At 52.4% G+C, this 15,682-nt stretch carries 9 protein-coding genes; 6 read left to right on the plus strand and 3 right to left on the minus strand.

Annotated features, from left to right (window positions below):
- Nucleotides 1–51 precede the first annotated feature (51 nt).
- Complete coding sequence (locus Pan161_RS01610; protein WP_145223866.1) at nt 52–3,204, minus strand: efflux RND transporter permease subunit; 3,153 nt, start codon at nt 3,202–3,204, stop codon at nt 52–54.
- A 73-nt stretch (nt 3,205–3,277) separates the two neighbouring features.
- Nucleotides 3,278–4,603, minus strand: coding sequence for an efflux RND transporter periplasmic adaptor subunit (locus Pan161_RS01615; RefSeq protein WP_197995642.1), 1,326 nt, complete (start codon nt 4,601–4,603; stop codon nt 3,278–3,280).
- Between the two features lie 285 nt (nt 4,604–4,888).
- On the opposite strand from Pan161_RS01615, the gene Pan161_RS01620 reads away from it, so the two are divergent.
- Nucleotides 4,889–6,739 carry a TolC family protein gene (locus Pan161_RS01620; RefSeq protein WP_145223868.1) on the plus strand — a complete coding sequence of 617 codons (1,851 nt, stop codon included), beginning with the start codon at nt 4,889–4,891 and terminating at the stop codon, nt 6,737–6,739.
- Nucleotides 6,740–6,925: 186 nt separating this feature from the next.
- Entirely contained in the window at nt 6,926–8,392 is a 1,467-nt protein-coding gene (locus tag Pan161_RS01625; protein ID WP_145223869.1) for a type I 3-dehydroquinate dehydratase, read from the plus strand.
- A gap of 4 nt (nt 8,393–8,396) precedes the next feature.
- Here the strand turns inward: Pan161_RS01625 and Pan161_RS01630 are convergent, their stop codons facing one another.
- A complete protein-coding gene (locus Pan161_RS01630; RefSeq protein ID WP_197995643.1) occupies nt 8,397–10,598 on the minus strand; it encodes a heavy metal translocating P-type ATPase in 2,202 nt (733 codons plus the stop codon).
- Between the two features lie 242 nt (nt 10,599–10,840).
- Here Pan161_RS01630 and Pan161_RS01635 point away from each other — a divergent pair, with 242 nt between their 5' ends.
- From Pan161_RS01635 to Pan161_RS01650, 4 genes are all read left to right on the plus strand, one after another.
- Entirely contained in the window at nt 10,841–11,938 is a 1,098-nt protein-coding gene (locus tag Pan161_RS01635) for a M24 family metallopeptidase (RefSeq protein WP_145223870.1), read from the plus strand.
- A gap of 397 nt (nt 11,939–12,335) precedes the next feature.
- Nucleotides 12,336–12,836, plus strand: coding sequence for an acetyl-CoA carboxylase biotin carboxyl carrier protein (gene accB, locus Pan161_RS01640; RefSeq protein WP_145223871.1), 501 nt, complete (start codon nt 12,336–12,338; stop codon nt 12,834–12,836).
- 92 nt (nt 12,837–12,928) lie between these two features.
- On the plus strand, nt 12,929–14,266 hold the full coding sequence (accC, locus tag Pan161_RS01645) for an acetyl-CoA carboxylase biotin carboxylase subunit (protein WP_145223872.1): 1,338 nt from the start codon (nt 12,929–12,931) through the stop codon (nt 14,264–14,266).
- 220 nt (nt 14,267–14,486) lie between these two features.
- Nucleotides 14,487–15,521, plus strand: a complete 1,035-nt coding sequence (locus Pan161_RS01650) for a 6-phosphofructokinase (RefSeq protein WP_145223873.1) — start codon at nt 14,487–14,489, stop codon at nt 15,519–15,521.
- The last annotated feature ends 161 nt before the right edge of the window (nt 15,522–15,682 follow it).

Raw genomic sequence — 15,682 nt, forward strand, 5'->3', positions numbered from 1 at the left:
TTCAGCGGGGGCCTGCTTCCGGTCCCTGCTGAATTTGATATTCATAAGTCGTTATGTGGACGGCCTGACTTTCTGGCGATGTACCAGAGAATAGATACAGGGTACCAGAATCAGTGTCAGTACGGTGGAGACGACCATCCCGCCAAGTAGCGCGCGTGCCAGGGGTATCATCGCTTCATTGCCTGGTGCAAACTGGAATGACAGTGGGATCATCGAGGCAACCAGTGTGAGGGACGTCATTAAGATAGGACGTAATCGTACTTGCGCAGCTGACAGCGCGGCTTCACGGGGAGAAAGCCCCTGTTCTCGACGCCGATTTGCAAATTCGACCAGTAAAATGGAGTTGTTCACGACGACGCCTATCATCATCAGGGTTCCCATCAATGACTGGATATTGATGTAGGTATCAGTCAGAAACAGGATCAGCAGTACGCCACCCAGTCCCAGGGGAACTGCGAGCATGATGATCAGCGGGTCAATAAATGAGCGGAACTGAGCCATCAAAACCAGGTAGACCAGTACCCCGGCGACCAGCAGTCCCATCCCCAGCAGGCTCATACCTGTCTGCATGGTTTCAACAGGCCCGCGTAGTGATGTCGAAACGCCATTTTCGAATTTCAGCTTGTCCAGGGCGTTTCTGATGTCTTGAGCGACAGAACCGATATCTCTCCCCACAACATTGACATAGACATCATTGACCCGCGAAATGTTGTAGTGCGCGATTTCTCCTGGAATGGTGACGCGCTCTATGGTGGCTATATTGGACAGGGGGATGGTCACCGGTCCGTTGGGGGTACTGAGTGAGAGTGGAATGTTTCGGATTTCATCGAGCGTCTGGAACTCATTTGATTTGTATTGCACTCCCATAAAAAAGTCGACACCCGATTTAGGATCGATCCAGATTGTGGGGGAGTAGCCGACGCTGGATCCGAGAGCCGTTAATACCGTCTGGGCGACTTCTTCCTGATCAACACCCAGATACTTGGCGCGGGTGCGGTCTACCTGAATATCAAATTGAGGGTAGTCCAGCGACTGTGCGATCTGAACGTCCTGTGTGCCCGGAATCTGCTGAACCACATCTACAATTTTTTCAGCGGCATTTCGACACTGATCCAGAGTTCCTGCTGCGACCTGGACATTGATCGGGGTGGGAACGCCTTCGTTCAAAGCCAGATTAATGATCCCTCCGGAGACGAACAGGAACTCTTCCATGGGATATTTTTTCGCCAGTTTTCCACGTAGTTCCTGAATGTAATCGCGAGTACTCGTGGAACGTTTTTCCTGGTTCAGATTGACGATCAGGTATGCAGTGTCGGGTCCCGAGTTTGAACTGAGCACTGTGGAGAATCCGGCCCCTTTTCCGACGGGCAGCCCGATGTTCGCGATCAGTGTTTCAATTTCTTCGGGTGGTATGACTTCCTTTACGGTCTCTTCGATGCTGGCGACCAGCTTCTCAGTTTCGATTAATTCTGTGCCGGGTAGAGTTTTGATTCTGATTTCAAATGTTCCCGCGTCGACATCAGGGAAGAGCTCTGTACCAATCAAAGGCCAAAGGAGGAACGTAGTGCCAATGCCGGCGACGATAATCAGTCCGCTGAGGGCAGGTGCTTTCAGGACCGTATTCAGGAAATTTCCGTACAGACCGTGTGGTTTTGAGTCCGGGGAATTGTCTGCTGCTTCCGTCTCGGTTTCGGTTTTCCGGTCACGTATGCGTTCACGGACAAATGTCGCACAAAAGGCTGGGACGACAGTTAAGGCCAGAACATAAGAGGCGCCAATGGTAAAGGTTGCCGCCAGTGACAGTGGTGCAAACAGATATTTAATCATGCCTGTCAGAAAGACGGCAGGTAGGAATACAGCCAGCGTGGTGATTGTCCCAGCCAGAATCGCTCCGGAAACTTCGATTGTTCCTTCTCGGGCGGCGTCGAGTGCTGTTTTCCCCATGCGTTGATGTCGAATGATATTTTCCACGACAACAATCCCGGCGTCCACAACCGTACCGATGGCTAATGCGATTCCTCCCAGCGTCATGACATTGATCGTCTGTCCGGTAAAAGCAAATCCCAGGCCGCCAATCAGAATGGATAACACGATCATGGAAACAATGATGAGTGTTGGTAACAGTCGACGCAGGAAAATGAAAACGACCACCGTCACGAGCAGGGCACCCAGGCCTACCTGGCTGTAGAGGTTGGACATGGCTTGCCTGATGTAATGTGACTGATCTGAGACCAGGGTCACTTCCGTGGCTTCCGGGATATCACCCCGCTCTTTCATCTTGGGGATTTCTGTCGCGATTCCTTCATAAATGCGGTCGACGACCGCGATTGTGTTTTCTCCGGGTTCCCTCAACAGCGGGCAGTAGACACTGCGTTTTCCGTTCACTCTGACAATATTATATTGCAGGGCCGCATCGTCTTTCACTTCGCCCAGATCGCGAATAAAAATCGGACGCCCCTCTCGCACTGCGACGGGAATCGCCTCAATTTCGTCTGTGGTGGGCAAGGTGTTTTTGGGGTGAATCTGATAGTCCATGCCTCCCATGCGTGCCGTTCCTGCAGCCAGCACCAGGTTCGATTTTTTCAGGGCTTCCACAACATCTGTTGTGCTGACATGATATGCCTGAAGTTTCACCGGATCGACATACACCATCATCTGGCGAAATTTTCCACCAAACGGGTGGGGGATCTGGACTCCTTTTAACCCTCCCATTTTGTTACGGACGGCGTAATAGCCGATGCTGTAAAGCTCAGATTCACTCAAGCCTTCCCCCGAAATCGCTGCCAGAACGACCGGCAGGTTCGAGGGTTCGCTGCGGAGTGTGAATGGCCATTCGATGCCGGGAGGCAAGTGGAACATGTCACTGGCTTCCAGGTTGACGATATCGTTCATTGCTGAACTCGGATCTGCGCCCGCCTGAAAGAAAATTTTGATTACGGCAGCGCCGGGAACCGTGCGTGATTCCTGATGTTCAATTTTCCCGGCTAGAGTCAAAGCGCGTTCGACTCGCGAGGTGACAGATTTTTCCATATCCAGAGTGGGTAAGCCCGGGTAGGAGAAAAAACTGACAACCACCGGCTTCTTGAAGTCCGGTAAAATATCGATGGTAATTCCCGGAATGACTGCGGCGCCGAGCAAACATAATGCGACCGCTCCTGCCAGTACTGCATATCGGTTTTTGAGTGAAAAATTGATAAGTCCCATTACGTCCGCGCTTTCATGTCTGTCACTGTTTCAGAATCGTCACCGCCACTGACTCAACAAATAGAGGTGGTCTTTAGTGGATGGGTGCAACTTTCTCGCCGGTCTTAAAGCGCTTCAAATGGGCATCCACGACTTTCTGCCCCGGTTGGAGTCCGGACAGAATCTCGATCGAATTGCCGTTGTCCATGCCTGTGGTCACAGGAACGATGGAAACGATGTCATCAGTCACCGCATAGACAAAGGCTTTCCCCGATTCAAAACGAATTGCTCTTGCAGGCAGCATGTTTGCAGCAGCAGGCGAACCCAGCGAGATGGTTGCCTGGCCGAACATCCCGGGGATGAGTTTTCGGGACGGGTTCTGGACTTCCGCCTCGACAAGCATCGTGCGTGTGTGGGGGTCGAGTTTTCCCGTGAATCGAGTCACTGCGACTTTGAGTTCTTCCTCTGCCGGGAAAGAAGGGAAGCTCAATTTTACCACATCCCCTCGACTGATGAAGGCGGCATCAACTTCGGGAACAGGTATCTCAACGCGCACTTTCTCAATCTGGTCAATCTCAAACAGTGGTTCACCTTTACCAACTTCATTTCCTTCGCGCACCAAGTCTCCTGGATTGACGGTGCGTCCCGTGATCATCCCTGAGAAAGGTGCTTTGATACTGGCATAATTTAACAGTACATCCAGTTCTTCCAACTGGTGCCGGGCGATTGATGTTCGTGATTTTGCGACCTGCAGGTCAGCTTCGGCAGATTTCTGTTTTGCCCTGGCAACTACCACATCGGCGCTGGCGGAGTTAATGGCAGAACTCATGGTTTGCTGGTTGGCCAGTTCGGAATCGCGTTTTTTACGAACCTCATCAAGCACACGGCTTTCCAGCGATCTCCGTTGTACCAGATCACTGGTTCTGGCAAACTCTGCTTCTGCTGCTGCTACCAGAGCCTTCGTACGGTTCAGTTCCGATTTCGCCTGCAGCAATCTTGCTTCTGCAGACTGTACGTTGGCATGGCTCAATTGAATTCCGGCCTCGGCCCGTTTTTCCTCAGATTCAGACTGAGTGATTCGTGCTTCTATGATCTGACGCTGTTTCTGCAGTTCGGGGACATCGATGACAGCCAGAATTGTTCCCTGTTTGACGTAATCGCCGATATCAGCTTTGACCTCTTTCACATAGCCGCTGACCTTAGCTCGAATCTCTGTCTGATAGTAAGGCAGGACGGTGGCAGGTTGTGTTGTGGTTCTGGTGATCTGTTCCTGAGTCAGGGAAACCATCTCAACGGGAACGGGCTGGGATGGCTTTTTCAGGCGCGTGACATCAGTTTCAACAGAGCAACCCATCAAAGCAGCAGTCATCGAAAACGCGCTGATGCTGAGACCCTTAATCAGGTTATGGTATGACTTCATGTACATTCAGCCCTTGGTTCAGGAAATGTGTGAGAAAAACATAAATCTACCATTGAAAACAGGCAGATTGTAGCTGGACACAAAGTAATTAGTACAGTTTCTGGAGCATTTAATTGGAAAGCCTTTACCAGGCCGCAAAGTCAACGCAAGCAGAGCAACTGTTTCAGGTCTTGTAAATCGTAAGCCAATTGAACGGCCTTTTCGTAAATGCCCGGGTGTTTTTGCCGATATAATCCAGACAGGGAGTGCAAATAGCTAAATCGCCAAAACACGGAAGGTTTTACAATGGGGCTACGCAGGAGCAGGCTATGGATTGGATTCGGGCTTGCCTGTCTGACTGGTTGTTCGACAGTTCAAACCGCTTTCACCGGCTCTGCAGATGACAGACCTGATGTTCCCAATCGTGCATCGATTCTGGCCGATAATGAACTGGATGAAGTTCTCCTGGCCCGCCCCTCCCGCAATACACGTTATCTGTCTAAGAAAAAAGCCAGCCTGGTCAGTTTAAAGCCGCGGATTCCAGCCTCTGCTGGTGTTGCTGCTCAAAAGAACGACATACCTGCCTTGTCTGTAAATCAAATTGAGAGGGTCGAGCATGAGATTAATGCCCGGACTTCAAAGCCAGAGCCTGCCATCGGGACTTTGACCGTCAACGGTAAAACGTATCGAGTGCAGTTACAGGAGGAGATCGTGGAACCAGCGACTGTTCCTGAAATCATTAACACCGCTTCAGTAAATGTACCGCCACCCGCCCCGGGGACTCTGCCGATTGCGGACTTTGATCAGTCAGAGTTCACGCCTGCTGCCGAGGATGCGCTGCGTCTCAATTTACCCACGGCCTTGTCGATGATCGGGGGAGAACATCCTGTTGTAGGTTTTGCCCAATGGCGGGTCCAGGAAGCATACGCAAGGCTGGATCAGGCCAATGTGCTCTGGCTGCCTTCAATCCAGCCCGGTTTCAGTTTTGATCGGCACGATGGAAATCTGCAGCCCAGTGACGGCTCGATTGTGGATGTCAATCGCAATTCGTTTCAGTACGGTCTTGGTGCAGGAGCAACAGGGGCGGGAACAACTCCGGTCCCTGGTTTAGTGGCTCGATTTCATCTGGCCGATGCGATCTTTCAGCCTGAGATTGCTGAGAAGACTGCCTGGGCGAGAGGGCATGCTGTTGACGGTGCGTTGAACGAGCAGCTGTATAAAGTCGCGTCAGCTTATCTGGAATTGCTCGAATCTGAACAGAACTTGCGGATCCTGGAAGAAACAAGAAATCACACAGCCGGCTTGGCCAAACTGACGCAGGACTATGCGGTGACCGGTCAGGGGCTGCAGGCTGATGCCGATCGAATGAAAACAGAATTGACCCTGGATCAGAATCGCGTGGTGACGGGGCGTGAAAAGATCTCGCTTGCCTCGGCGCGGCTTTCAGAAACACTCAGTATTGATTCAGGCCAGGCCATTGTGCCTCTTGATTTCACCGTTGTTCCACTTGAACTGGTGGATCCCGATTTAGATAAAGGAACTCTCATCAGCACGGGTCTTGCAAATCGTCCCGAACTGAAGGAAGCACAGGCGCTGGTTGCCGTTGCCTGTGAACAATATAAGCGACAGCGATATGCTCCGTTCATTCCCAGTGTTCTGCTGGGTTTCAGTAGTGGTGGTTTTGGCGGGGGGCTGAGTGACAGCTTGAATGATGTGGGAGGCCGTTACGATTTTGATGCGCTGGTGACCTGGGAAATTCGGAACCTGGGCTTTGGGGAAGGGGCCGCCCGCAGAGAAACTCAGGCACAAATTGAACAGGCAAAGTTCCAGCAGATAAAAATGCTCGATCAGGTTGCACGCGAAATTTCAGAAGCCCAGACTCAAGTGAAGCACCGGGCTGAAAGCATTAAGATTACTCGAGAAGGAATCAAAGCTGCCGAAGAGTCCTACCAGAGAAATCTGAGTCGAATTCGTGAGGGGCAGGGACTGCCGATAGAGGTTTTACAGTCGGTAAGAGCGCTGGATGCTGCACGTCATGCTTATCTGACTTCCGTTGTCCAGTACAATCAGGCGCAGTTTCGACTGCAGTGGGCATTAGGCTGGCCTGTCTTTGATCCATCGGAACCTGTTGAGGATGGTTTAAGACTGCCTCAGTGATCAGGGGCATTGATTCACTGCCTGAGGGCACCAGAAGTTAAAGAATCAAGCCTGGCGAAACATTTCACGCTTTCAATGCAGACACGATCTGGCATAATTAGTGGATTCTGTATCACGACACTTGGATCTGGTTACTCCTTTCGGACCGTAATCGCTCAACTAAGTTCTCTTTGATTGTGTGACATCATGATTTGTATTTCTGTGACTCCGGAATCCCGTAGTTTTGCCAAGGTGGATATTCTGAATGCCGCTGCCCAGTCTGATCTGGTGGAACTCTGTCTGGATCGCCTGATTAAAACTCCCGATATTGGTGACCTGATTTCCGGCTTTGATACACCGATATTAGTGTCCTGCCGACGCCCGGAAGACGGGGGACAGTTCAAAGGGACGGAAGCGGAACGGATTCAACTGCTGAAGCAGGCGATTATTGCGGAGCCGGCTTACATTGAACTGGATCTGGAAACCGCAACGCAGATTCCCCGCTTCGGAAAGACCAAACGGGTCATCAGTTATACCAGCCTGAAAAAACCACTGTCGCAGGTCGATGATATTTTTGACGAAATGACGGAAGCCAGAGCCGACGTGATTAAATTCACCTGGCCGACACCGACGTTGCAGACCGCGTGGCCTCTGCTGGCGACGATCAGTCAGAAGCGGGACATCCCGGTGGTCGGTCTGGGGCTGGGTGCGGCTGGCATTACCTTTTCCCTGCTGGGGGTGAAGTATGGCAGTCCGTGGATTTATGCGGCGCTGGAGAAAGGCATGGAAGCCTTTGAAGGACAGCCTACGGTGGCGGAACTGAACGAGGTCTTTCACTATCCGAAAATTTCGGCGAAAACCCGGTTCATCGGCGTTGCGGGGCTGGGAGTCGCAGAGCGACGGACGATTGAAGTCTTCAATAAAGCTTCGGAACAACTGGGTCTGGATTACGTCTGCCTGCCTCTGGTGATCAATGATTTCAAACAGGTCCACAAGATGCTGGGGATTCTTAAGATCCGTTCGCTGGTGGTGAGCCCGCGGATGGGCGAGTTCATCCTGCCTCTGGCGGAGCATCTGGAAGAGTCTTCTGAAAAGACCGGCTACGGCGATCTGCAACTAAATCAACCCGATGGCTGGCACGCGTATGATACCGTCAGACGAAGTGCGATCAAGAGTCTGGAAGCGACACTCGAAAAGAAATCACCGGGGTCCAATTCGGCATTTCAGCGCAAAAACATTTTGGTGCTGGGGCAAAGTGGATTGACGAAAGCGGTGGTGCACAGTCTGACTCAGCAGGGTGCCGTCGTGAGTGTGACTTCCCAGAATGATAAAGCCGCCCAGGGCATTGCCCGTACCTTCGATGTGCGTTATGTGCCCTTCGCGAATCTGTATGACACGCTGGCCGATGTGGTTGTGCAGACCGACCCTGAATTAAAACTGGGGCACAGCAAAGAGCAACTGAATCCATCGTATCTGCGGGAGAGCATGACGGTCATGGATATCAGCCAGTTACCAGAGTCAACCGAACTGATGAAGGAAGCCGAGAACAGGGGCTGCGAAATCGTATGTGTGGATGACGTCTACCGCAGACAGCTCAGCCAGATTTTCAAGGCGATTACCGCTGCCGAGATCCCGGACGAAGTGTTTGAAACCCGTAGCGAGTACACGCGTTAACGGCTCAGTTTTTTTCGGATACGTTGACAGCGGGGGACTGCAGTAGACGCAGACCGTTGAAAATCACCAGCAGTGAGGCTCCCATGTCAGCGGCGATTGCTGCCCAGAGTGAGGCGTGGTTCATCAGCATCAGCAGCATGAACAGGACTTTAATGCTCAGAGCAAAGATGATGTTCTGGCGTATGATCTTTAAGGTACGGCGTGAGTGATTAATCAACCAGGGGATCCTGGTGAGGTCATCAGTCATCAGAGCGATGTCGGCTGATTCAATCGCGACATCACTGCCGGCCGCTCCCATGGCGATGCCCAGACTGGCGCGGCTCATCGCAGGGGCATCATTCACGCCGTCACCTACCATCGCCACGTATTCAAATTCTTGTACCAGCGCTTCGATGACAGCGACTTTATCTTCCGGCAGTAATTCGGAATGCACCTGATCCATGCCCACTTCGTTCGCGACTGCCTGCGCCGTGCCCGCGTTATCGCCGGTGAGCATCACCAGCTGTTTAATGCCCGCCTGATGCAGGTCTCTGACCACAGCCGCTGACGTCTCACGTACCTGGTCGGCCAATGCAATGAATCCACAGACATGGGATTCATTACCAATGACCACCACCGTCTGGCCGGCGTTTGAAAGAGCTTCCAACTGCTGATGGACTTCGGCAGTTTCTTCTTTTCGTTCTTCCAGGTAGCGATGCGAGCCCAGCCAGAATTCTCTGCCTTGAATAGTTGCAGTCGCGCCTTTGCCTTGAATGATCTGATAATCTTCGGCTGCCTGATAGGAGACCTGTTGTTCTGCGGCAGCATCCAGAATGGCGACTGCCAGGGGGTGATTGCTGTGCGATTCCAGCGCGGCTGCCCGTTCGAGTAATTCCGATTCGGTGTGTCCATTCAGGGGGACAATTTTCGTGACCACTGGTCTGCCCCGTGTGAGTGTGCCTGTCTTATCCAGCGCCAGTGCTTGCAGATGAGCGGGTGTTTCAACAAAGACACCCCCTTTGATCAGTACGCCATTTCGAGCAGCCGCTGCCAGTGCTGCAACGATGCTGACGGGCGTGGAAATCACCAGTGCACACGGGCAGGCGATGACCAGTAGCACCAGTGCGCGATAAACGGCGTTGTCCCAGCTGGCCTGAAACAGCGTGGGCAAAGTGATCAGGACGAGCAACGCGAGTGCCATCACAATCGGTGTATAGACTTTGGCAAATTTTTCGACCCAGAGTTCCGAAGGGGCCCGCTTCGACTGAGCTTCTCCGACCATGCGGATGATCTGCGCCAGGACGGTATTTTCCGCCAGTTTGGTACATTTCGCTTCCAGCAGCCCATCGCCGTTAATCGTACCGGCGTAAATTTCATCCGTCTCCCGTTTTCCGACTGGTATCGATTCCCCGGTGATGGGTGCCTGATTGACTTCGCTGATTCCTTTGATAACCTCGCCATCCAAGGGGATTTTTTCTCCGGGGCGAATGATAAAGGTGGTACCGACTTCAACGGATTCGGCGTTGACGGTGATTTCATTACCGTCTGCATCGCGCACGCGGGCAATGGGTGTGGAGAGATCCATCAAAGCGGCGACGGCGCGGCGTGCGCGGCCGACGCTCCAGGCTTCGAGCAGTTGTGAGAAGGCAAACAGAAACGCGACCGCTGCCGCTTCAAACCATTCATCTATGCAGAGTGCGCCGACAACGGCGGTAAACATCAGCAGGTTCATATCGGGGCGGAATCGCTTGAGGGAAAACCAGGCTTTGGGCAACACAAACCAGATGCCGGCAATGATGGCGGCCAGGTATTGCAGGCGCACCGGGAGCGGCATTGCGGCATGCGCCGTCTGTTCCGCACCCAGGGCGGCTCCGAAACTGCCGGTCAGAAAAACGTGTGTCAGAAACGCGGTTCCCATGCATGTGCCACTGAGGGTGGTCAGTATGGTTCGCCCCTGACGAGACCAGAGTGTGCCTTTCTCGGCCTGTTTCGTGTCGTCATTCCAGAGCTCGGCCCGCATGCCGGTCTGGCTGATGGTTTGCATGATCGATTCCGCAGAAACGTCTTCCGGCTGTGAGCGGACTGTCATTCTTCTGTTAAGCACGTCAAAAAACAGATGTTCTTCACCGCCGACCAGGGGAGAAAGTTCCCGCTTGAGAATGGCCACTTCTTCGACACAATCCATATCCTGAATTTTGAAAATCAGTTCGTTGGCTGGTTCATTCATGCAGAATCGATATTCAGAAAAGAGAGTGTGGTATCAGATGAGAATTCAGAGCTTCTGTATGCTGAAATCATAGCACTTCAAACCGGGAAACTGAAACTTCGGTTTTTTTTCTTAGCAAAATTCTGCTAAAAGAGATAAGATTCGCCATGACCGCTTTAACCGGTAAACCACTAACCAATGAAAATCAGACTGTCAGTAGTTTTCGAAAATGAACTGACCGACGACATCAATCAAGGACCGACATGAGTAAAGATTATCTGGCTGCCCGTAGAAAGAAACTGATTTCACTGCTGAAACGCAGGGGCGCCGAGGCAATACTGATTACCAGTGAAACCAACGTTACATATTTGACCGGATTCAGCGGGGATTCGAGTTTCCTGCTGATCGGCAAAGGGCAGACGGTGTTGATCAGTGACGGGCGGTACACGACCCAGTTGGAAGAAGAATGTCCGGATCTGGACGTCCACATTCGTAAAGCGACCGAGTCGATGATCACCGCGGTGCAGCAGGTGCTCAAGAAGTCGCATCTGCCTAAATTGGGGTTTGAAAGCCATATTGTGACCTGTGAATTGCTGGATGCGATGAGTGGCATTTCTCCCGCCGCGCAGTGGATTCCAATTTCAGGGATGGTGGAAGAACTGCGGATGATCAAAGATGCGTCGGAAATTCAGGAGATCCGCGAAGCCGTTCAGCAGGCACAGCGCGGCTTCGAAGTGTTTCGGGCGATGTTGACGCCGGAAATGACAGAGCTGCAGGGAGCCCACGAACTGGAACATGCAATGCGACGGTTTGGTGCCCGGCAGGCGGCCTTCGATCCGATTGTCGCTGTGGGAGAGCGGGCTGCATTACCGCATGCGATGCCGACGGAAAAGCTGCTTGCTGACTCGCCATTTTTGCTGGTGGACTGGGGGGCGATGACTCAGAAAGGTTATCGCAGTGATCTCACCCGTATGATTGTTCACGGTCGTCCGCCTGCCAAGCTGGAAAAAGTGTATCAGACCGTCCTGAAGGCACAACGGGCGGCGATCAAAGCGATACGTCCCGGGGTTCTCTGCCAGGATGTGGATCGGGTGGCGCGCGCCGTCATCGAAAAAGCTGGTTATGGTAAGCAGTTCACGCATAGTCTCGGGCATGGGATCGGGCTGGATATCCATGAAGGTCCTCGACTCGGGGGAAACGTAGCGACTGAGCTCAAGCCGGGCATGATCGTGACAGTGGAGCCGGGTATTTATCTGCCCGGCTGGGGAGGCGTGCGAATTGAGGATGATGTGCTGGTCACGCGGAATGGACATGAGGTTATGACCAGTGTCCCCAAAGATTATGAATCAGCTTCGCTTTGAGTGGGGAAAGAAGTAGTGTTCAGATGTTTGTTGGTTGCAATTCGGTTCTAATTTGGATCATGAGGTCACCTTGACTGATCGTTAAAGGTATTAGGACAGGAACTTACGTTGCAGGGGCTCAGACAGGGAACGGTGTTGTGTTGTGCCTGAATTTATTAGAGAAACTCGCCTGTTTCGCTTGGTTTTCTGATGGGATTTGGCTTAGAATCTGATTCTTAACATGTCAGGCGGGGTAGAGCGTGCGCGCAAGTCGTAAGCGTTTGGTCCCTTTCCCATATGGTCAGCTAATAGAGTGAAAATCTGGAACGCGTTGCTGAGGGACGTTATTGTCAATCCGTCCTTAGTTTACAGCAGGCAATGCGAGTGCAGCTTGAGAATACGAAATTAAGGTAGGTCAATGGCAAAAAACGAGGTGCCGAAAGGCGAGCCTTTCGATTTGGAAAAACTTCAGACTCTGTTTGAAATGATGGAAAAGCACGGACTGACCGAGGTCAATCTGAAGCGCGGTGAAGAGACCTGGAAATTGCGTCGTGGGCCACAGGAGACCGTTTCGATGGTTCCGGCACCGATGCATCATGCAGCTCCTGCTCCCATGGCAGCTCCAGCTCCCGTTGCGGCTCCAGCGCCTCCGGCAGAAGCAGCACCCGCTGCGGATACCGGTCCCGTGATCAAGAGTCCGACCGTGGGGACATTCTATGCTTCTCCCAGCCCTGACGATCCCCCGTTTGTCAGCGTAGGTTCCAAGGTGGGGGCTGATACCATTGTCTGTATCGTCGAAGCGATGAAAGTCTTCAATCAGATTCCCGCTGAGATGAATGGCACGATTACGGAGATTCTGGTGAAAGATGGCGAAGCGGTCGAATTCGGCCAGCCTCTGTACCGAATCTCCCAGGGCTGAAGCCTGTTATCGTAGAAAGTTCGCGATGAGGCAGGTCATGCCTTTGCGTTCAGAAACTCAGATGTAGGGTCCTTTTACCAAGTCAAAAACACATGTTTCAAAGAATACTGGTTGCAAACCGAGGTGAGATCGCACTGCGGGTGATTCGTGCCTGTCATGAAATGGGAATCGAAACTGTTGCGGTTTTCAGTGAAGCAGATCGGGGCGCACATTATCTTTCGCTGGCCGACGAAGCGATCTGTATTGGACCGCCGTCTGCGACGGACAGCTATCTGATGATCAATCGGATTATCAGCGCTGCAGAAATCGGTAATGTGCAGGCCATTCATCCCGGTTATGGATTCCTGGCCGAAAACGCACACTTCGCAGAAGTCTGCCGCAGCTGCAATATCGAGTTCATCGGCCCTCCCCATGAAGCGATGGCAAAGCTCGGCGATAAAGTCTCAGCCCGTGAAATCGCCAAGTCAGCCAACGTGCATGTCTCACCGGGGACCGAAGGTCTGGTGACGAATGAAGCAGAGGCGATCAAGGTAGCCAAAGAGATTGGTTACCCCGTGCTGATCAAAGCGACCGCCGGTGGTGGTGGTAAAGGGATGCGGGTCGCCCGCAACGATATTTCACTGAAAGCCGGTCTCAAAGCTGCTGCTGCGGAAGCGGAAGCAGCCTTCAAAAATGCTGGCGTCTATATCGAAAAATACATCGAAAATCCCCGGCACATCGAAGTGCAGATTATGGCTGACAATCACGGCAATGTGGTTCACCTCTGGGAGCGTGACTGCAGTCTGCAGCGGCGTCACCAGAAGCTGGTGGAAGAGAGCCCGGCTCCCCACCTGCCACACTCGGTTCGTGAAGATATCTGTAAAGCCGCCTGTCGATTGATTGAAACAGCCGGTTATACGAATGCTGGTACGGTTGAGTTTCTCGTCGGACCCGACAACCAGTTTTACTTCATCGAAGTCAATGCCCGGATTCAGGTCGAACACCCGGTCAGCGAACTTGTGACCGGCATCGATTTGATCAAACAGCAAATACGTGTTGCTGCCGGAGAAAAACTGGACCTGAAGCAGAAAAATATTCCCTGCCAGGGATCGGCTATCGAACTCCGTATCAATGCGGAAGATCCCGAAAATGATTTTCGTGGGTCACCCGGCAAAATCACCAGGTTGCGGGTTCCCGGCGGTCCGGGTGTCCGGTTTGACTCGCATATTTATGAGGGGTACACCGTGGGCCCTTATTATGATTCTCTGATTGGCAAACTGATTGTGCATCGTCCGACCCGTGAAGAGTCGCTGGCCTGTATGAGACGTTGCCTGGATGAGTTCGTGATTGAAGGGGTCAAGACGACGATTCCTCTGGCGAAGAAGATCTTTAATCACTCGGCGTTCATTGAGGGTAAAGTCGATACCACGTTTATCGAACGAACCTGGTAAATCGTTCCCTGAGATTAGTACGACGAACATTCGGTCGTTTTGTATTGTAACAGACCTGTGGGCATATACTTCGCTCATCCGCCAGGGGTCTAGTGTCGGCAAAACTTACCGGTTCCGGAAGCGAAGTTTCGCTCACTTCCTATTGTAAGCTGGTCATTTTTTGAGTCTCTCAACTATAGTCAGAGACGTTACTTTTTTGAAAACAGGTACAGGTAGCATAATGAGAGTTGGTATTTTAACGGGTGGTGGAGATTGTCCTGGTTTGAACCCGGTGATTCGTGGTGCCGTACGCGTCATCTGCAATGCGGGCGGCGAAGTGTATGGTCTGCTGGAAGGCTGGCGCGGTGCGATTGAAGGTAACTACATCGAACTGAATTCGGAAAACACAGACGACATCATCTTCAAGGGGGGAACCATCCTGGGGTCTTCCCGTACCAACCCTTATAAAAATGAAGAAGAAGATGTACCCAAGGTACTGGCGACATTGGAAAAACTGGGCCTGGACTGTCTGATTGCCATCGGCGGTGATGATACACTGGGCGTGGCCAGCAAACTCTGGAACGATCATAAAGCACCCGTGATCGGCTGCCCCAAGACCATTGATAACGACCTGAGTTCGACCGATGTGACGTTCGGTTTCGATACGTCTATCAACACCGTCATGGAAGCCGTTGACCGTCTGCGGACGACTGCCGAATCACATCGTCGTATCATGGTTGTCGAAACCATGGGACGACACGCTGGCTGGATCGCGCTGTTCTCCGGTCTGGCGACTGCCGCCGATTACACGCTGGTCCCCGAGATTCCGATCGAAATGGACCGCATGATCGAAGTTCTGAAAAGGCGTCGTGCTAACGGCAAAATGTACGGCATTGTGATTGTCAGTGAAGGCGCCCAGTTTACTGAAGAGGCTGGCGTCACCACCCAGGACGGCGAAGTCGATGATTTCGGTCACGTCAAACTGGGCGGCATTGGCGAAACCGTTGCCCGCATGATTGAAGAACGAACCGGTTTTGAAACTCGTCACGTCACCCTCGGTCACCTGCAGCGGGGTGGTTCACCCAGCGCCGCTGACCGTGTACTGGGAACACGTTGCGGCGTACACGCCGGCTGGCTGGCTCTGAAGCATCATTTCGGTTACATGGTCGCGCTGCGGGGAACACAGATTGTTCCCGTTGCTCTGGCAGACGCTGTCGGTGAAATGCGGGCCCTCGAAAAGAACTTCCTGGAAGAAGCAGAAGTCTTCCTGCAATAAGCGGAAATCTTTATCAAGAATAAGAGACCAGGCGCTGGCAACAGCGCCTTTTTTTGTGCGCGGGCCTGTTCAAAATCAGATCGACCGGAAAGAGGCTCGTTTTTTCTGCAGGGTCGCAATTTCTTAACAACCCTGTCTATTTCGTAATCTCCGCTTTCACG

The organism is Gimesia algae (genome assembly GCF_007746795.1).
Lineage (GTDB): Bacteria > Planctomycetota > Planctomycetia > Planctomycetales > Planctomycetaceae > Gimesia > Gimesia algae.